Source organism: Nemorincola caseinilytica, from assembly GCF_039540515.1.
Lineage (GTDB): Bacteria > Bacteroidota > Bacteroidia > Chitinophagales > Chitinophagaceae > Nemorincola > Nemorincola caseinilytica.
Genome location: NZ_BAABFA010000023.1, coordinates 108,325 through 127,672, shown reverse-complemented (window position 1 = coordinate 127,672; position 19,348 = coordinate 108,325). Strand labels below are relative to the sequence as shown.

General features: G+C 50.0%; 14 protein-coding genes and 1 tRNA gene. 4 read left to right on the top strand and 11 right to left on the bottom strand.

All coding sequences use genetic code 11. The features are described 5' to 3' along the window. Positions 1 to 2,793, bottom strand: a 2,793-nt coding sequence (locus ABD843_RS14785; RefSeq protein ID WP_345084767.1) for an Ig-like domain-containing protein, incomplete at its 3' end; no start/stop codon positions are given. Positions 2,794 to 3,417: 624 nt separating this feature from the next. Here ABD843_RS14785 and mqnE point away from each other — a divergent pair. Both mqnE and aroQ read left to right on the top strand, forming a co-directional pair. Next, positions 3,418 to 4,551: an aminofutalosine synthase MqnE gene (mqnE, locus tag ABD843_RS14780; RefSeq protein WP_345084764.1), complete on the top strand. Its 1,134-nt coding sequence runs from the start codon at positions 3,418 to 3,420 to the stop codon at positions 4,549 to 4,551. A gap of 79 nt (positions 4,552 to 4,630) precedes the next feature. Continuing rightward, the gene (gene aroQ, locus ABD843_RS14775; protein ID WP_345084762.1) at positions 4,631 to 5,056 is read left to right on the top strand and encodes a type II 3-dehydroquinate dehydratase; all 426 of its coding nucleotides are present in this window, start codon (positions 4,631 to 4,633) and stop codon (positions 5,054 to 5,056) included. Here aroQ and ABD843_RS14770 read toward each other — a convergent pair. The 7 genes from ABD843_RS14770 to ABD843_RS14740 all read right to left on the bottom strand — a co-directional run bounded on the left by ABD843_RS14770 (position 5,049) and on the right by ABD843_RS14740 (position 14,686). After that, positions 5,049 to 7,541, bottom strand: a complete 2,493-nt coding sequence (locus ABD843_RS14770) for an SIR2 family protein (RefSeq protein WP_345084760.1) — start codon at positions 7,539 to 7,541, stop codon at positions 5,049 to 5,051. The two genes, aroQ and ABD843_RS14770, sit on opposite strands and share 8 nt — an antisense overlap. A gap of 142 nt (positions 7,542 to 7,683) precedes the next feature. Next, positions 7,684 to 8,448 (bottom strand): 4-hydroxy-tetrahydrodipicolinate reductase, encoded by a 765-nt coding sequence (locus ABD843_RS14765; RefSeq protein ID WP_345084757.1) that lies wholly within the window; start codon positions 8,446 to 8,448, stop codon positions 7,684 to 7,686. 113 nt (positions 8,449 to 8,561) lie between these two features. Beyond that, the gene (locus tag ABD843_RS14760; RefSeq protein ID WP_345084754.1) at positions 8,562 to 9,581 is read right to left on the bottom strand and encodes a glycosylasparaginase; all 1,020 of its coding nucleotides are present in this window, start codon (positions 9,579 to 9,581) and stop codon (positions 8,562 to 8,564) included. Positions 9,582 to 9,646: 65 nt separating this feature from the next. Next, complete coding sequence (locus ABD843_RS14755) at positions 9,647 to 10,522, bottom strand: SDR family oxidoreductase (RefSeq protein WP_345084751.1); 876 nt, start codon at positions 10,520 to 10,522, stop codon at positions 9,647 to 9,649. Between the two features lie 145 nt (positions 10,523 to 10,667). Continuing rightward, entirely contained in the window at positions 10,668 to 12,512 is a 1,845-nt protein-coding gene (locus ABD843_RS14750) for an amidophosphoribosyltransferase (protein WP_345084749.1), read from the bottom strand. Positions 12,513 to 12,636: 124 nt separating this feature from the next. After that, complete coding sequence (locus tag ABD843_RS14745) at positions 12,637 to 13,251, bottom strand: redoxin family protein (RefSeq protein ID WP_345084747.1); 615 nt, start codon at positions 13,249 to 13,251, stop codon at positions 12,637 to 12,639. A 64-nt stretch (positions 13,252 to 13,315) separates the two neighbouring features. Next, entirely contained in the window at positions 13,316 to 14,686 is a 1,371-nt protein-coding gene (locus tag ABD843_RS14740) for a monooxygenase (protein ID WP_345084744.1), read from the bottom strand. Between the two features lie 133 nt (positions 14,687 to 14,819). Here ABD843_RS14740 and ABD843_RS14735 point away from each other — a divergent pair, with 133 nt between their 5' ends. Further along, positions 14,820 to 15,563, top strand: a complete 744-nt coding sequence (locus ABD843_RS14735; RefSeq protein WP_345084741.1) for a nucleotidyltransferase — start codon at positions 14,820 to 14,822, stop codon at positions 15,561 to 15,563. A 2-nt stretch (positions 15,564 to 15,565) separates the two neighbouring features. Next, positions 15,566 to 16,297, top strand: a complete 732-nt coding sequence (locus ABD843_RS14730; RefSeq protein ID WP_345084738.1) for a metallophosphoesterase family protein — start codon at positions 15,566 to 15,568, stop codon at positions 16,295 to 16,297. 96 nt (positions 16,298 to 16,393) lie between these two features. On the opposite strand, the gene ABD843_RS14725 is transcribed toward ABD843_RS14730, so the two are convergent. The 3 genes from ABD843_RS14725 to ABD843_RS14715 all read right to left on the bottom strand — a co-directional run bounded on the left by ABD843_RS14725 (position 16,394) and on the right by ABD843_RS14715 (position 19,316). Next, positions 16,394 to 16,744 (bottom strand): four helix bundle protein, encoded by a 351-nt coding sequence (locus tag ABD843_RS14725; RefSeq protein WP_345084735.1) that lies wholly within the window; start codon positions 16,742 to 16,744, stop codon positions 16,394 to 16,396. 167 nt (positions 16,745 to 16,911) lie between these two features. After that, positions 16,912 to 16,982 (bottom strand) — tRNA-Gln (locus ABD843_RS14720). A 60-nt stretch (positions 16,983 to 17,042) separates the two neighbouring features. Then, positions 17,043 to 19,316, bottom strand: coding sequence for a penicillin-binding protein 1A (locus ABD843_RS14715; RefSeq protein WP_345084732.1), 2,274 nt, complete (start codon positions 19,314 to 19,316; stop codon positions 17,043 to 17,045). Positions 19,317 to 19,348: the final 32 nt, after the last annotated feature.

Sequence of the window (19,348 nt, the reverse complement as noted above, 5' to 3'; positions counted from 1 at the left end):
TGTGTTGGTGGTAACGATACCCGAACCGTCTATAGCCGCCACACCGGGTGCGCTGCTGCTCCATGTAGCGCTACCCGAGCTGCTCGACATCACTGTAGTGGCACCCTGGCATACCGCATCCACACCGCTTATGGCATTGGGCTGCGGGTTCACCAGTATACCCTTGATAGCGATACAGCCGGTAGGCAGTATGTAGCTGATAACAGTATTGCCTGCACCCACACCTGTTACACTGCCGGTAGAAGGGTCTACAGAAGCTATAGCAGTATTGGCGCTGCTCCAGGTACCCAGCGGATCACTGTCGGAGAACGTGGTAGAGGCATCTACGCACACTGCCGATGCACCTGTGATAGCTGCCGGCAGCGGGTTCACCGTTACTGAACGTACAGAGATACAGCCGTTAGGCACTGTATAAGTGATATTGGCGGTACCGACACCGGCACCATTTACAAGACCTGTAGAAACATCCACAGTGGCCACAGATGCATTGCTGGTGCTCCATACACCATTGAGGGTAGAACAGTCAAGGTCCAGACTGCTACCGATACATACAGAAGCCGTAGCCGGAGAAATGGCAGCAGGTGCCGCCAGTACCGTTGCAACGGCTGTAGTGCGGCAGCCGGTAGTAGTGAATGTATATGATATGGTAGTAGTACCCGCAGCAATACCGTTGAGAGCACCTGTACCCGAACCTATGGTAGCCTTGCTGGGGTCGCTGCTGTTCCATGTGCCGCCGGCAGTGCTGCTAAGCGTATTGCTCATTCCTTCACACACGGTAAGGTTGCCCGATATGGCAGCAGGTAGCGGGTTGGCAGTAACGGTCACAGATGTATTGGTGATACAACCCGTACTGGAAGTAACTGCTATATTATAATTGTTGGTACCCGTAGCAGTAGGGGTAACAGTGGCCGTAGCACAGCTACCACATACTATGGTACCGGGCCCCGTCCATGTAAGCGTTGGTGCGGGGAAAACACCTGTTACAGTTATATTGTCTATCAGCCAATACAGCGCTTGGGAGTTGTACACCCACCTGAGCTTAAGGTCACTTACATTCAAAGCTCCTGCTGGCAGTGCCATATTGAACTCGGGGTTGGCGGCACTCCAGTTGCCATCATTACCATTATCATTTATGATGCCGGGGCTTGGGGTCTGATTAACTATTTGTGTCCATGGGCCTCCGTTCGCAGAGTATTCTATGGAAGCTGCATTATCTGGCGACTGTGAATACAAAACCTGATTGAACTTCAGCGCTACCGATGCATAACCACCTGTAGTAGAGAATGATGGTGAAGTGATAACGGATGATGTGGGAGACAACATGGCCGCAGCCTGCAGGTACTGTGTTCCATCTCCATTAAAAGATGCAGTGCCTGGGGGAGTCACTATCTGCCAGAACTGCGCCGCGGTACCTGCACCCGGAGTGATCGTCCAGCCGGAAAGCCCACTATTGAAGTTCTGACTCAGAAGAGATACCTGTGGTGTAGGAGAATTCACAGATAAAGCGGTACCGTTCCCAAGACATACGGCAGCCGATGTTGGTGTCACCGTAGCAGTGGGAAGAGGGTTCACCGTAAGTGTATATGTAGTGTAACAGTTGGTCGGTGCAGTGTAAGTCACAATGGCCGTTCCTGCATTTATTCCTGTAGCCACGCCCGTGCCACTGAATATGGTAGCATTTGAAGAGGCTGTGGCCCATGTGCCGCCTGATGGTGTAGAATTCAGCGTAGTAGTAGCGTTCTGGCAAATGATACCACCACCGGTAATAGCTGTAGGCGGATTATTTACCGTGACCGAAGGAGACGTGACCACTGCCGGAGAACTGGTACAACCAGATACCGAGTAGCTGACCGTAAGGCTGTAAACACCCCCAGCAGCAGTAGAGGCAGGTGTGAACGATGTGTTATTGGCTGTAGTAGCGGCCGAGAAACCATTAGGTCCGGTCCAGTTATAAGATACGAGCGAGCCCGCACCTGCGGCAGATACCGCACCTGCCGTGAAGCTAATAGGAGAACCTACACACACCGATGAAGATGAGGGTGTGATGCTTGCTACAGTAGGCTTCGCAATAGCAACGACAGATGTAGTATTGGATGCAAATGCATCACCGCATGAATTGGTCACTACACAATAGAAGTAGTTGGTGCCTACAACTATTGGGCTGGGTGCATAGCTTGCATTGGTTGCACCGGCTATAATAGTGCCTCCGGTGTTCGAATTGGTCGTACCATTTCTATACCATTGGTAGGTATTCGGTCCTAATACAGTGGCTGTAGCTGTCACCGAAACGCTGGGGCCACTACCTCCTATACACACAGTACTCCCCCCTGCTGCAGGCTGAGCGGTAATAGGATTGGTGGCCGTGCCCGTTAGGCTGATAGTAGCATCCCAGCCTGCATAAGTATTTGATACATCCGAGCGGAACTGAACGGTCAGTGACCCATCGGCAGCCGAAGATGTAATAGTACCGGGAGAGGAATAATAGTTACCACCTATTTGCGTAGCGCCTGTGCTGTTGCCATTGAAGATACGCATCCAGTCATAGCTATTCTCTACCGAGAACGAGTTGAAGACCAACCGTACCTTTTTGCCTGGTACTGCCGGATAAAATGTAGTAATGGCCTGGAAACTGCAACAAGAGTAATTTGACGATGACCCCCCATCATCATAGAAAGAGCCGGCACAAACGGTGTATGTTGCGGTAGTAGCACTACCGGGCATCAGGTACGTCTGTGCCTTGCCAGCAAAACTTACAAAGAGCATTAAATAGAGAAGCGGAAAAATACGTCTCATACACATCAAGTTTTAAAGGTTACTATTTTGTTTGATTTTTTACTTACATGACCACAGTTATGGTCGCATCAGGTACTCGTACTATATTCTGGCGGGCATATTTAAATTTTAACAGAAAATTACTTTTAACTCGTTCAATATTTACTTTGAATAAAACAAAATAAAATAAACTGTATTTTTTTTAACTTTTAACAGTAAGTTTCGACCGATAGCATAAATATCATAGTAAGGATGTAAAATATTAACACTAAAAGTTCATTTTATGCAATATAATTCATTTATTCTCTTAAAAAGTTACATTTACTTTAGAAAATATAGCTATTTTTGAAATTAATTGTTAATTAATTTCTATGTTTACATTTTAACTATACATCACATTCCTAAAAGTTAATAATGAACTACATTTTAAATAATTTTATAGACAATTGTTTAAAAGACAGGTTTTCACTTCTTTTAAAATGTCTTATTTTTTAAAATTTATTTAATTTATTTTATAAATAAATATAAGTTTCACATTAAGATATGTGAATACTCATAATAACATGTATACTGCGTATATGATCTTATATTCGAACATCTGTCAGCATATAGTTCTACCTTTGTAAATGAGACATTTACAGCACAATGCAACTATCAGGAGTATTCAAGACCACGGGAATGGACAAAAGACTGCTGGCCATAGCAGATAAGGTAAAGAACAACGAGCGTATCACCGAAGAGGAAGGCGTGATACTCTTTGAAAAAGGAGAGCTGGGCTTTGTAGGTGCACTGGCCAATGATATAGCTACACGCCTGCATGGCGGCAAAGTATACTTTAACCGCAACTTCCACATAGAGCCTACCAATGTCTGTGTGTTCACCTGCAACTTCTGCTCTTACTCGCGCCAGTACAAGCACCGCGATGAGGGCTGGGAAATGGGCTTGGAACAGATGCTGGACATAGTACGCAAGTACGATGGCCAACCTGTGACCGAGGTGCATATAGTAGGTGGTGTACACCCCAAAATGAATCTCGAGTTCTTCTGCGAACTATTATCGAAGATAAGGGCCCACAGGCCCGATCTGCATCTGAAAGGCTTTACAGCCGTAGAGCTCGACTATATGTTCCGCAAGGCAAAGCTCACCACGCAGGAAGGTATGCAACGCCTGAAGGATGCCGGACTGCAGTCGCTGCCGGGTGGTGGCGCAGAGATATTTCACCCCGATGTACGCAATGTGATATGTGCCGACAAGGTAGATGGCGATGGCTGGCTGCACATACACCAGACCGCACACGAGCTGGGTATGCACTCTAACGCTACCATGCTCTACGGCCATATAGAGAAGTACGAACACCGTGTAGACCACATGAGCCGCCTGCGCCAGCTGCAGGATACCACAGGAGGCTTCAACTGCTTCATCCCGCTCAAGTTCCGCAATAAGGACAACGACATGTCGAACATTGCAGAGACCAGCATCATAGAAGACCTGCGCATGTATGCCATAGCACGCATATTCATGGATAACTTCCGCAACCTGAAGGCCTACTGGCCCATGCTGGGCAGGCAAACGGCACAGCTCACACTATCGTTCGGCGTCAACGACCTGGATGGCACCATAGACGATACTACCAAGATATACTCTATGGCCGGCTCGGAAGAGCAGTCGCCATCGCTGAGCACGGAAGAGCTATGCGATATGATAGAGGCCGTGGGCCGCATACCTGTAGAGCGCGATACCCTCTACAACGAGCTAAGGACATATACCACAGCCGTGTAAGGAAATTCCAAAAAAAGAAATTCCAAATTCCAAATTCCCCACCATTCCTAATTCATCATTCCTAATTCATCATTAAGAAATGCGCATAGCAATAGTGAACGGCCCCAACCTGAACCTGCTGGGTACACGCGAGCCCGCCATATATGGTGCGCAGAACTTTGATGGATACATGGCCACGTTGCGTACACGTTTTCCGCAGGTAGAGGTAAGCTATTACCAAAGCAATGTAGAAGGCCTGCTGATAGACCACCTGCATGCCTGCATTGGCAAGGCCGATGGCATAGTGCTGAACGCAGGCGCATACACCCATACCAGCATAGCCCTGGCCGATGCCGTAGCCGCCATAGGCATACCGGTGGTAGAGGTACATATATCCAATGTACTGGCACGCGAAGACTATCGCAAAACATCCTTCATAGCTGCAAAATGCAAGGGCAGCATCAGTGGCCTGGGGCTGGAAGGCTATGCACTGGCCGTGCAGTATTTCATGCTTAGTATCAGCTAGGTTTGGCTACGGCCTTTGGGTTCCGGAAATTGCTGATAAGTTGCACCAGATCTGCCCGTGTTTGACTAACGAAGCTTTTCTCCCGGTAGTGTATCACCTGGCGCAGGTACTCGTCCATTTTCTTCACCATTTCATCAAAAGCATCAATGAGGCTCTGTTTCTGGCCATCGCTCAGTTGGTCATAAAAGACCCTGTGAAAGTCGATATATAGGTCGGCCACCTTGTAAGGATAATGCCTCAGTCGGTTAGGATCGGCAGCTCGTGTAAGTGTCTTATGCGCTTCCCTGAATTTAAGCATAGCAGTGTTCGCATCTTTTTGCGCTATCACCTCCTTTAACAGAAGATTTGCCTTTTGGTTATCTATTTGATAAGTATCAACTATTTTGTAGGTGTCAGGGCTGTACCTTCTTCCCTTAGAAGCAAGGCTGTAAGCTGTTTCCAGGTGTTTATGTGCGAGTTCAAAATTTTGTCGCTCAATGTCTAGTATCGCACATTGCAACCAATAATGATGATTGTTCCGGCAACTTTTCAGGTTCCTTATTTTCTCAAAAAAATAAAAGATCATCTCATTCACGTCTCTTTCTTTTCTGTACAGCAGCCACTTCAGGTTGCTATAGCTCATATATTCTCTTATCAGGGCCTTAGATGTCTCGTCCTCCCATTCATCAACTGTCATACATATCTCTATAAGAGAATCTATCAATGGCTTCACTTCCGATACATGCTCCAGCAGCACTTCCGAAACTATCGATGATCGTATCTTTATCTCATCGCTCTCAAAATCTATGAGCTCCTTTATAGCCAGGTTATTATCGAAATTCGTACTTCTGATATTTAGCGTATTCAATACCTGGTTCACGAACTGAAGATCGATGTTGACATTGTATCTGCTGGCAGTAAGTATCAGTATTATAGCGTGGTAATATTCTTTCTTCGTTTGCAGGGCATTCAGTATCACACTGAATTTGCTGATGATATTCTCAGACTTGAGGATATGCAGCAATACTTCTCTTGTCGCGCTATGACATTGTCTCTTTATCAAACTCAATTTATCCGGCTCTGTAAGTTTCATGTCATTCCCCCACAGACCATGTAGCGTCAGCAGTTTACTGAAACCTTCTATATCTTCCGCATCAAGACTGTTGATATCGTGTACAGCAAAAACAGATTTATTTGTCAGCTTCTCTAGCGTCTGTATACTTGTTTCGTATATGGCTGTTCTTTCCGTAACTACCAGTACAAGCCCCTTATTCGTTCTGTGGATAAGCAGTGTTTCCAGAAAATCTTTGTTTTGTGCATAGCTTTCTAATATGATAACTGGCTTCTGTTGACGGTTTATATATTCCAGCTCCATATTCAGCGAGTCATATGCCTTCTCATAACGGAATACCTGGTAGTCGTCCTGCAATAAAGTATATGCCAAAGCCTCTACAGTGGTAGATTTGCCATTCCCGATATTAGAGATGACAAGAATGTTCTTCTCGCCTTTTACTATCTCAGCATGCATCCTTTCTACATCTTTTCTTGAGAAGTAGTATGGATTGGCTAAAGGGAACTGTACCGAATGGAAAAAGATCTCAGGATTGATCCGGCCCCGAAACAGCAGGTCGAAAACATCATCCTTCCCTGCATAAGTTGTCTTTTTCGGTCTTTGATATTTATGGAACGAGAATGTTGTCAGTTCATCGTTTCCATGCCTGGGCACATAAACGGTCTGCTGCTCTTTCAATGCCTGAACGAACCCTTCTATACCTATATCAAGAACATGGCCATATGGTGTAAGGTTGCTGATATTCGTCTTGCTTTCACCTTTTCTTACTATGAATATCACCCGTCGCCTTGGGCCGTTTTCATTAGCTCTCTGAAGTATCCTCGTCAGATCGAGATCACTGCGCAAACTGCAACCGATAAAAATGGTATAATCTGAAGAATAAACATCCTGCTGCAATTGATTATGCCACGAGCTTCTTAAAAAAGAATCTGTTGCATAAGATACATTTGAAAGCTTAAAGGAAGCAGGTATCGGCTCCTGGTCCTTAAGCTCTTCTATACTGCCATTCACATGCACAACAAGGTGATCCCTGCTATTGAAATGGGAAGGCAATGTATCGATGCCTGTAGATCTTGGTACGGCCCCCTGTTTACTAAAACATGTTTCTATGACATTATCGTAATTGGTAGTATATACGCTCCGCCATTTTAAGCCAGAGACGAACAACTGATCTTCTGTTGGCTGTGAGACATAGAACGTATCCCGCAGCTTTTTTATCAGATGATCTTCTCCAAATCTTTCCGAGTAGTATACAGTGCTCATATTCAGGTCTCCATCACTTTCCATATCACATTCCTTATACAGCATTTCGGCAAGACCGACGCCAACCGGTAGTGGTTGCATTTTTATGCTTTGTGCCCCGAACGAAAAGCCTGCCCCTGTGAACAGGGTACAATTTCCCTCAAGTATGGCATTCAATATCTTTACATCCATTTGATCTTTCAATTAATTAATCGAAAATATAAAATATTCTGACGAGAAAGATAAAATAATGATATTTAACTCATACTATTTTGCGTATCAGCATAATTTGCTATGATAGGCAGGTGTGACCATCACATGAAAGAACGATGCATCAGTTCTTGCCTGTAGAAAAGTAGGGCAACAATATATCTTCGAAATCGTACAGGCCGTTAGCAAGCCCTTTCAGGTTCTGCGCTGCGAAGATCACCCCGTTACCAAAGGCCTCGCGCGAGATGGATTCGTGTATCAGGCGCACTGTTTGGTAAGGGAAGCCAAAAATGACCTCGTGCCGGCCTACTATACCACCCGCCCTCACAGAGTTGATGTCCGATATGTTCACCTCCAGCGCCTCGGCTATCTTCAGTGCGGTTCCCGACACTCCTTGTTTTTGTTTGAAGTGCTCTTCTACCACTTCTATATCGGCCCACGGGGCTATCTTCTTCAGGAATTTGCCTGCAAAAAGCAGGTAGTTCACACCAAGGGTGATATTAGGCGACCAGAACACAACAGTTTCCCGTGCCAGCTCTGCCAGCAGCTCTTTCTCCGCCTCGGCATAATGAGACACGGCCGATATTATGGTGATGCCACGGCGGGCCGCAGCCCTGCCATAGGTATATATGCCCGATGCCGGCGAAAAATCTATGATACCGTCCACAGGATATTCATCGAGAAACTGCTCTATATCTACATGCTCTATCGAGTGGATGGTGGCATCGGTGCCTGTTGCCGGCGATACACCCAGGAATTCTGCCACAGAGCGCTTCTCTAATACATCGGACCGCCGCAGTACCCACACCAGCTCCATATCGGGGTGCTGCAATATCACCGATGCAACGGCTTTTCCTGCTTTGCCAAATCCTATCAAACCTATTCTCATAGCGAACAAAAATTAAAAAGGTGAGAAAATATGCCAGTGCGACAGGAATGAGAACAGGTCGCACATCGGGGCATGAAGATGACCGAATATACGAAAAAAGCCGGAAGAAAAGGTCAGAAAAGATGTTTCGCCTCGTAGATATTCTCCTCTTTATCGCTGCGTACGGCATATGAGAAGCCCTCTTGCAGCGCATAGGCGCCATATTCGCCATGCTTGTTCAGCGCCAGAAAACCCACCTGCAGGTCTTTGGCACCGGCAGGGTTGCGCTTGGCTATGCGCTCTACCGCCTTGCGGCAGGCAGCCTCGGGGTGATAGCCCATGCGCATCAGCTCTACCACCAGGTGTGCGCCTACTATGCGTATCACCTCCTCTCCTACCCCACTGCTGGTAGCGCAACCCACTTCATTGTCCACATACAGGCCTGCGCCTATGATAGGCGAATCGCCCACACGCCCCCGCAGCTTGAAGGCCATGCCACTGGTGGTACAGGCGCCTCCCATATTGCCATGGTTGTCCATAGCCACCATACCTATGGTATCATGGTCGTGCTTGCTGCCGGGCATGCGGTTCTCTATATTCTTCTGGGGTTTGTATTTGTGCTCCAGCAGCCACTCCTTCCATTCTTCCTCGCTCTTGGCCGTCAGTAATTTTTCTTTTTTGAAACCGTTCTCCAGCGCGAACTGTAATGCACCCTCGCCCACCAGCATCACATGTGGGGTCTTTTCCATCACCAGCCTGGCTACCGATATAGGATGCTTTATATGCTCCAGGCAGGCCACAGAGCCACAGCGGTACTTATCGTCCATTATGCAGGCATCCAGTGTCACATGGCCATCCCTGTCGGGGCGGCCGCCATAGCCTACCGACTGGTTGCCGGGGTCGGCCTCGGGTATACGCACACCGGCCTCTACGGCATCTACCGCACGGCCATCCTGCTGCAGTACGGCCCATGCACCTGCATTGGCCTCCTTACCGAAATCCCAGGTAGATATGACTATTGGCTTGTTCCTCACGGTCTCATACGTCACCTCTTCGGGCCGGGCAGACGTAGATCGGGCAGAAAGCGCAGACCCCGATAAAAGGGCCGCTGAGGAAAGCAAGGTCTGCTTTACGAACTTTCTGCGATCGGACATGTAAGGGATTTTCGCTGAAAGTAATCAAATATTTCAAAATGCGGGCATTTTTGAGTGCGAACGCACTATTCGAGAGTCTTACTGCGCATATAGCTGTCCACATTGCCAAAGAGGAATTCAGGGTATTCGTTGCTGAACTTCATCTTCACAAAACCACCCAGCAGGGGCCTCGGCGCGGGTTGCTTCATATCGGCAGTGCTCATCGGCACCAGGTCATACTCTGCATCGGGGAAATAGCTGAGCACACGCAGGGCCAGCTCCACACGGTTCAGGTAGTCGGTGCTGCCTATATGGTATATACCGCTCTTAGCATCGCGTAGCAGCACATACATGGCACGCGCTATATCCCATGCATTGGCCGGCGATGCGTACTGGTCATAGGGTAGTTTCAGTGTCAGCTTCTGCTTGTTCCTGCATTGGTCCATTATACGCGCCACAAAGTTCTTGCCGCGCAGCTCGTCGCCATATACATTGGTCACGCGCAGTACCAGGGCATCTTTTATCTCGCGCAGTACCAGTTGCTCTGCTTCCAGCTTGTGGCGGGCATATACGCTTATGGGGTTCACCGGGGCATCCTCGCTGTAAGGGCCGGTAGCACCGTCAAAAACGTAATCGGTAGATATATATACCATGCGGCTATTGCACGCCTTGGCCACTGCTACCAGGTTTATAGTGCTCTGTACCGTCTTGTCGTAGCTCTCCTCGGGGTGCGTCTCGCAATGGTCCACATGTGTGAGGGCCCCACAATGCACTATCACATCAGGCGCGAATTCTTCTATGTTGAAGTTGTACGGATGCTCGGGGTTCAGCGTGTCATAGAATACGGTATCATCTGTCTGGAACGAGAAATAAGAGCCCACTACCTCGCAGCCCATCTCTGTAAAATGTTTCAGGCAGTTGCTGCCCACCAGTCCCGAAGCTCCCGATATGAATATTTTCATGGTGTGTGTATTTGAAAAAGATATACGCTTAGATAGCGGTAGCAAGATAAGGTTTAACCACTACAAGAAAAAAGGGGAATGATCACCATTCCCCACATTATCTCATTTACAGACCGGCACATTCACGCATTATCGCATTGTCGAATTAATACCCCCTGCCCTCCTGCTTCTCCATGTATTTCATGAAGGCACGGTTGGCCACACGGTTGCCACCGGGTGTGGGGTAATTGCCGGTAAAGTACCAGTCGCCCTGGTTGTGCGGGCATGCATCATACAGCCCCTCCAGCGATTGGTATATCACATCCACCTCTGCCTGCACCTCTTCGTGGCGCAACATGGTGGCTATCTTCTTGCTTATCTGCTCATCGGTGAACGAGTCGTATACGCCCTTCACAAAGTTCTCCTCATGCAGCTTGCCTGCAGCATCCGCCGCCTTGCATTGGGCATATATATCCTGCAGCTTACCCTCCTGGCCTGCATCTGCCAGCAGCGATACGGCCGCCTGGAAGGCTATGAAATCGCCCATGCGGCTCATATCTATGCCATAGCAGTCGGGGTAGCGTATCTGCGGCGCCGACGATACTATGATGATGCGCTTGGGCCCCAGCCTGTTCAGCATCTTTATGATGCTCTCCTTCAGGGTGGTGCCACGCACTATAGAGTCGTCTATCACTACCAGTGTATCTACACCGCGCTCTACGGTACCGTATGTTATGTCATAAACGTGCTGTACCATCTCATTGCGCGATGCATCTTCGGTAATGAAGGTGCGCATTTTCACGTCCTTTATGGCTATCTTCTCTATGCGCACACGGCGATGCACCAGTTCGCGCATCTCATCCTCCGGCATATCGGGGCGGGCCAGTATGCGCTGTATCTGTATGTCTTTCAGGTAGTCCTCCAGTCCCTTTATAAGGCCATAGAACGCCGTCTCTGCCGTATTGGGAATGAACGATACTATCGTATGCTTCAGGTGGTTGTCCAGCGCTGTTAGCACCCTGCCTGCCAGGTTGCGGCCCAGTGCCATACGCTCGCGGTATATATCGGGGTCGCTGCCGCGACTGAAGTAAATGCGCTCAAAACTACAGGCCGTCAGCTTTCGCGGGGCCAGTATCTCTGCATTTTTCACTTCGCCACGAGAGTTCACTATCAGGGCATGGCCGGGTTCCAGCTTGCGTACATCGGCCTGCGCCACATTGAAAGAGGTCATTATGGCCGCCCTTTCCGATGCTGCTACCACTACCTCATCGCTCTGGTAGTAATAGCATGGCCGTATGCCATTGGGGTCGCGCATCACAAAGCTGTCGCCATTGCCCACCAGTCCGCAGAACACATATCCACCGTCAAAGTTGATGGTGGCCTGTTTCAGTATGCCCTCTATGTTCAGCGATGCCCGGTCGCTGTCATCGGCCTGGCACAGGTAGTAGTGTATGGTCTCTATCATAGCGCCCAGGTCGCTTTCGCGCAGGGTGGTATTGGGGTGCTGCCCCAGTTTAGAGAAAAGCTCGTCGGTATTCACCAGGTTGAAGTTGCCCGCCATGGTGAGGTTGCGGGTAGGGTTGATGTGCGACTTCACGAACGGGTGGCAGAACTCTACATTGTTCTTGCCCTGTGTACCGTAGCGCAGATGGCCCAGCATCACCTCTCCCACAAATTTCATGTAGCCCTTCATCAGGCCGGGGTGCTGCATTATCTCGGGGTACATCTTTTCCAGCTCGCCCACTTCCTGGCTTATGTTCTGGAATATCTGCGATATGGCCTGCGGGCCCGCTATGCGCAGCCTGTGCATGAACTGGTGCCCCGGTTCGGTGTTCAGCTTCACTGTGGCTATACCTGCACCGTCCTGTCCACGGTTGTGCTGCTTTTCCATTAGCAGGTACAGCTTGTTGAGCCCGAAAAATGCAGATCCGTACTTCTGGAGGTAAAATGAGAGCGGCTTTAGTAACCGAATGTAGGCCAGGCCACATTCGTGCTTTATTGCGTCAGACATGAGGCCGCAAAGATACATGATCTTTGAAAATGATAATGTCAACTTAACATTGGCTATAGTTATGAAAATGCAAAACGCCCGGCATGACCGGGCGTATCACATTAAATATTTTCATCACTATATTTTATGCTTTCCTTTTTATGCTGCATCCTATCGACTTCGTACTGGCGGGATCGGGCTGTTTGCCGGCCACTACCGCGTCTATGGCATTGTTTATGTACATCACTTTTGCCTCCTCGGGCGTACCGGGGTTATCGCTCATAGCGCCCTTGTATACCAGCTTGCTCTTCTTGTCGAAGAGGAATATCTCGGGTGTATGGTTGGCGCCATATGCATTGGCCAGGGTAGAGTTGGCATCTGCCAGGTAGGGCACCTTATAGCCCTGCTTGCGGGCATAGCGCTTCATGGCTTCAAAAGAGTCGTCGCCCTCGCGCTTTGCCTCGTTAGAGTTGATGATCACTACACCTATACCATGCTCACGGGCATATTCTATGGTCTTTGCGGTAGTACCCTCGTTCTTCACCACAAAGGGGCATGTATTGCAAGAGAACATCACCAGCAGGCCGTTCTTACCTGCCGCTTTGCTGTACACCATTTCGCCACCATCGGTAGCGTTCTTCATAGGCTCGTTCGCCGCGGGCAGTGCATCACCCACCTGTAGTGTCTTGCTCTGTGCATATGCGCCACCCGATACCAGTGTCACCACCGAGGCCGCTATGGCAATGAATGTGTTCTTCATATGTTCGTCTGTTTTTTGTGAGGTAAAGTTAGGGAACCGGCAGAAGATACATGACAAAGTATTCTTAACGTCCGTTGGTCTCCAGGCTCACGTTCTCATCCCCCGGCATATAGGGCAGGTAGGTGATGATGAACTGGAACATCTCGTCCGTGGCCTTCATGCTCCCCTTCCTGTCCGATACCTGCTGCGGCGGGCTGAACGGGTTATTGGGGTTCTGTTTCGTATTGTCATACACCCCCTCGGCCACTATGGTGCTGCCTGCCGGTATGCGTACCATCTTTCTGAAGGTATAGAAATACTGCCAGTTGAAATCCCATCGCGGTATGGATATGAGGCGTATGGTATCGCCATTGGGCTGCAGCGCATACCCTTTGAAGCTCTTGCCCAGCAGGTGCATATGCGGGTTCACCGTCAGTACCGATATGTCGGCAGGTATGGTATACCTGCTATATACGGTCTTCACCGTATTGGGCTCCAGCACCAGGTCGGGCTCCACGGGTGCCACTCCCAGCGTACCCAGTTGAAATTCCTTCACGGGCCTGTTGGGCGGCGCCGGGGAGAAGAAGATGTTGATGTAGGAACTATCCAATATCTCGTCCCTGTTGGTAAAGCCATAGTGCAGGTCGTTCAGCAGGAAAGCGCCCTTCCTGGGCAGCCTGTAGCCGCCCAGCCCGTCCGGGTACCGCTGCCCGAACACGCCCGGCAGGTAGTTCACCACCGACTTCTGCAGCACGGGGTAAGAGCCATCATCATTGGGCAGCGCCAGCCGTTCATAGGCCTGTAGTAGCGTAGCGGTATCGGCCACCATATCCAGTATACGCTCTCCGGCAAAAACATCTTTCTTCCGCTCATACTCGTACTTCACCATATCGCCGTTCACATGGTGTACCACATTGCTGCGCCCCGGCACGAACTCTATCAGTGCAGCGAAGGTATCCTGCGGCAGCTCGAAGGGCACCTTCACCAGCAGGAATTTGTCTACGCTATTGGCCGGTATCCTGTAGGGCGGTACAGGTATGCGCACATCGGGCTGCCCCACCTCCGAGCCCACGGGATATGTGGGCAACGCAGGCAGTTTATCATCCGGCCCGGGCAGTGTGCCACCGGCCACCCATTGCTCCAATACTTTTATATCGTCCTCGCTCATCACACGCTGGCGGGTAAAGGTGGTATAGTGCGGGTCGGCAGGCCATGGCGGCATTATGCGGTTCCGGGTCACATAGGCATTGGCCGCGGCATATTTCTTCGCATCCTCGAAGGTGACCAGCGAAAAATGTGCGCTTCCCCCCAGCCTATGGCACCCGGTACAATTGCTGTACAGTATAGGCGCTACGTCTTCGGTAAAGGTCACAGGCCCTTTGCTGCCACCGCATGCCGATAGCAGCATGGCCACCATGCTACACCCTATGGCTATACGGCGCATCGTTCTCTTCATTTCGGATGGCAATATACGCTGTTGGCGGCTCTTGCAGAGATGCATGTGGCAAAAATGTAACTGCCATATGGCTTTATATAATTTGACGCATTCGCATGTGTATAACTTTGATAGTACCAATTCACAACATCCTATGAAGACCACAGACGACAAGACCAATGAAAGTCATGCCTTTTACCGCGAGATACTGGAACTGCTGGACGAAACAGGCATAGAATATATGCTGGGCGGGGCATTTGCCGTATACCACTATACCGGCCTTTTTCGTGATACCAAGGACCTCGATCTCTTTGTTCGTCCCAGGGACTATGCCGCCGTGCTGCGGTTCTTTGCCGACAAGGGCTATGAGGTGCAACTCTACGATGTGCGCTGGCTGGCCAAGATATTCAAGGGCGACTATTTCGTAGATGTCATCTTCAATTCCGTCAACAATATATGCCGGGTAGATGATGTGTGGTTCCAGAGAGCGCCCGAAGGCCTGTTCTGCGAACGCAAGGTACGGTTCCTGCCCGCTGAGGAACTGATATGGTGCAAAAGTTTTGTCTGCAATAGGGAGCGGTATGATGGAGCCGACATCAACCATGTACTACTGAAGTGCGGCAAGACCCTGGACTGGAAACACCTCCTTACCCGCCTCGACCCTCACTGGCACCTGCTGCTCACCATCGTTACCATGTTCCAGTTCGTATACCCCAGCGAATTCACCGACATCATTCCCAAATGGCTCTTCGATGAGCTCATACGCCGCGCCAACGAGCAGTACGAGCTGCCACCGCCACACGAAAGGGTATGCCGCGGCCCCATGATAGACAATACACAGTATGCGGTAGATGTAAGGGATTGGAAATTCAAGTCGTACACCATCATAACGGTATAACTATGGATACTAAGGTGCGCATAGCCGCGGTAGGCGATATACATGTCCGCAAGACCGATGGGGGAAAATGGCAGGAGTACTTCCGGCAGGTATCGGCACAGGCCGATATACTGCTCATATGCGGCGACCTCACCGATACCGGCGATGAGGAAGAGGCCATAGTACTGGCCGAAGAGCTAAAGGCCTGTAGCATACCGGTGATAGCCGTACTGGGCAATCACGACCACGAAAAAGGCAAACACAAGCTGGTGCGCAACATAATGAAGGAAGCCAAGGTGCATATGCTGGATGGCGAATCGACAGTGGTAAAGGGCGTGGGCTTTGCGGGTGTGAAAGGCTTTGGCGGCGGCTTCGATAAATACATGCTCTCCATGTTCGGCGAGACAGCCATGAAGGCCTTTGTACAAGAGGCCATAGACGAGGCCCTCCACCTCGATCGCGCCCTTGTAACGCTCGACAAGAACTATCCCGATGTACCCAAAGTGGCCATCATGCACTATGCCCCCATCAAAGACACTATTCTAGGAGAGCCAGAGGTCATCTTCCCCTTCCTGGGCTCATCGCGCCTGGCCGAGCCGCTGAACAGGCGCCAGGTATCGGCCGCCTTCCATGGCCATGCCCATGCCGGCATACTGGAAGGTACCACCGAGGCCGGCGTAAAGGTCTTCAACGTAGCCCTGCCCATCCTCCACAAGCACGGCTTCGAGCAGGGGTTCTTTGTTTTTGAGGTGTAGGGCAGACCAATACGCCAAATAGAGCAGGGAAGAAAAACAAGAACGGGTGGCACCGCTTTCGCTGTGCTCACCCGCTCTCACATAGGCATGTTGCATTCAACTTTCGAGGTTTCTTATCATTGCGAATAACATTTTTGAAATTTCTTCCGATAAAGCATAGAACTTACCAAACTCTTCATCCGATAGCTGGTTATCATCTTTTAGCACATCAAAGATGGCAACACATTCAAAAACAGAACCGCGAGCAATAACACAAAAATTCTTTCTATCCGGCTTACTGAATCGGCTTGTTCCTTCCGCAATATTCAATACGATACTTAATGAGGCTCTCCTTAATTGATTCTTGGTAACACTGTCTAGCGAATTGGCATTGAGCAGAGTTTTACAAACAATAGCATTGAAAACTTTCGCTTTTTTATATACCTCTAAGTTTTCGAAATCGAACATAGCACAAGAAGAGTAAGCGTGAGATCAAGTAATGAAATGGATCGGGTCAAGTTCCCACACTCACTACCAACGCCCGACCGTAAGTGCGAGTGTGGAAGTGAGTAATGAAGAAAAGGCCAGAGTGGTTAGCCGGGCACACTCCCAACTCACACCCACTCTGACCTTTGTAGTTCCATCTGGATTCGAACCAGAACAAACAGAACCAAAATCTGTTGTGCTACCGTTACACCATGGAACTAAAAATGGTATCCGGTTCAGGGCTGCAAATGTATGGAGCGGTCCTGTAAAAAACAAGAATTTATTCGTCGTCGCTATTGGGGTCGGGCCGTACGGTCTCTATCTCATCCTCTCCCGGAGGCTTGGCCGCACCGTCGTAGAAGCCGGGTTCGGCCTCGCAATCGTCGAAGCCCTGCGGCTGCTGGAAGGTCTTGGCGGGATCTATACCCGTTTTGGGGTCGGCATATACGCGTTTCATGAAGTAGGCCCATATAGGCAGCGCAGCGGCCGCACCCTGGCCCAGGCGCTCGCTGCGAAAGCGGAACACCCTGTCGTCGCAGCCCACCCACACACCAGCCAGCAGTTGGGGCGTATAGGCTATGAACCACGCATCGGCCTGGTTGTTGGTGGTACCTGTCTTACCTGCCACATCGTTGTGTATGCCATAGCGGTAGCGCAGCCTGCCGCCTGTACCGGCATTCACCACACCACGCATCATCTTCACCATCTTGAAGGCCGTATTGGGGTTTATAAGCTCCTTCTGCTTGGCCGCAAAGCTCTTTACCAGCATACCGTTCTTGTCCTCTATCTTGGTAAGGAAGAAGGGCTCGGTATGCATACCGCCATTGGGGAACATGCTGTAGGCGCCCAGCATCTCGAAGAGCGATATATCGGCAGCGCCAAGGGCTATGGCAGGTACGGGGTCCAGCCGGCTGGATATGCCGCACTTCTGCGCAAAGTCCACAAAAGGATCTATACGCACCTGTTTCAATATGTAGAGCGCAGCATTGTTGATAGACTTGGCAAGGGCGGTCTTCATAGGTATATCGCCCTCATCAGAGCCACCTGCATCGTACGGATGATCGAGAAAATCGGGGAACTCCTGCGGAGCTGTGGACACTATGCCGCAGGGCGAGAAACCATTGTCTATAGCGAACGAATAGAGCAGCGGCTTGATGGTAGAACCCACCTGGCGCTTGGTATTGATGTTCACATGGTCGTACATGAAGAACTTGTGGTCTATGCCGCCCACCCAGGCCTTTACCTCGCCCGTAAATGGGTCCATCGCCAGGAAGCCCGACTGCAGGAAGAGCTTCATATACTTTATAGAGTCTATGGGGCTCATCACTGTATCCTTGCTGCGACCCTTGTTCCATGCAAAGACACGCATCTTTATGGGCTTCCTCATTTCGGCCATTGCATCTTCCTCGGTCATATCCTGGCGCAGGGCCTGGAACCTGTCCGATGCCTTTATGGCCGCCGTCAGTATGTTCTGCACACTACCCTTCTTTTTCCATACGGCCCCATCCACATAACCCGGCTGTGCCAGGAACTGCTTCTGCAGCTCGGTAAGGTGCTGCTCTATCGCCTCTTCGCCATAGCGCTGCATGCGCATATCTATGGTGGTGTATATCTTCAGGCCGTCCTTGTATATATCGTATGGCGTGCCATCGGGCTTTTTCAGGTCCTTGCAGGCATCCTTCACATACTGCTCTACCACCTGGCGGAAGTAGGGTGCTATACCATCGTGATAGTCTATCTTATGATAATCCAGCGGTGTTTCCTTCGCCTTTAGCCGCTCAAATTCGTCACTGTTCAGGTAGCTATACTTCACCATCTGCTCCATCACCACATTGCGGCGTTCGCGGGCGCGCTTGGGGCGCGTACGGGGGTTGTAATATGTATTGCCCTTCAGCATGCCTACCAGCACGGCGGCCTCGTCTACAGATACCTTGTCGGGTGTCTTGTTATAAAAGGTCAGAGAGGCGTTCTTGATACCATACACATTATCGGCAAATGGTACGGTGTTCAGGTAGAGCGTTATGATCTCGCGCTTTGTAAGGTTGCGCTCCAGCTTCACGGCCAGCACCCACTCCTTCAGTTTCATGAAGGGCAGGGTGAGCATGCTCTTCTTTTCGCGGGGAAAGAGGTTCTTGGCCAACTGCTGTGTGATGGTAGACGAACCTCGTTTCTTGTTCATCAGCACATAGAACGGTATGGCTATGGTGGCCACGGGGTCTATGCCTGCATGCTCGTAAAAACGGGCATCCTCTGTGGCCAGCAGTGCATTGATGATGTTGGGCGATATCTCGTGGAACTTGCTGTTCGATCGGTCCAGCACATAGTACCGGCCCAGTATGGTGCCATCGGCCGCCAGCACTTCCGATGAGATAGCGTTCTGGGGGTTCTCCAGCTCGGCCAGCGAGGGCATATAGCCCACCAGGCCGTTCTCTATGCCTATCACCAGCAATATGAACGAAAGCAGCAGGAAAACGAAACCGAACCACAGCCTGCGTATGCGGCGGCGGGTCTTATCGGCAGTGATATTCTTGGTATTTTGAGGATGTGTCTTCAACGTATGCAAATGTAATGCAATTAGGTTTTTGC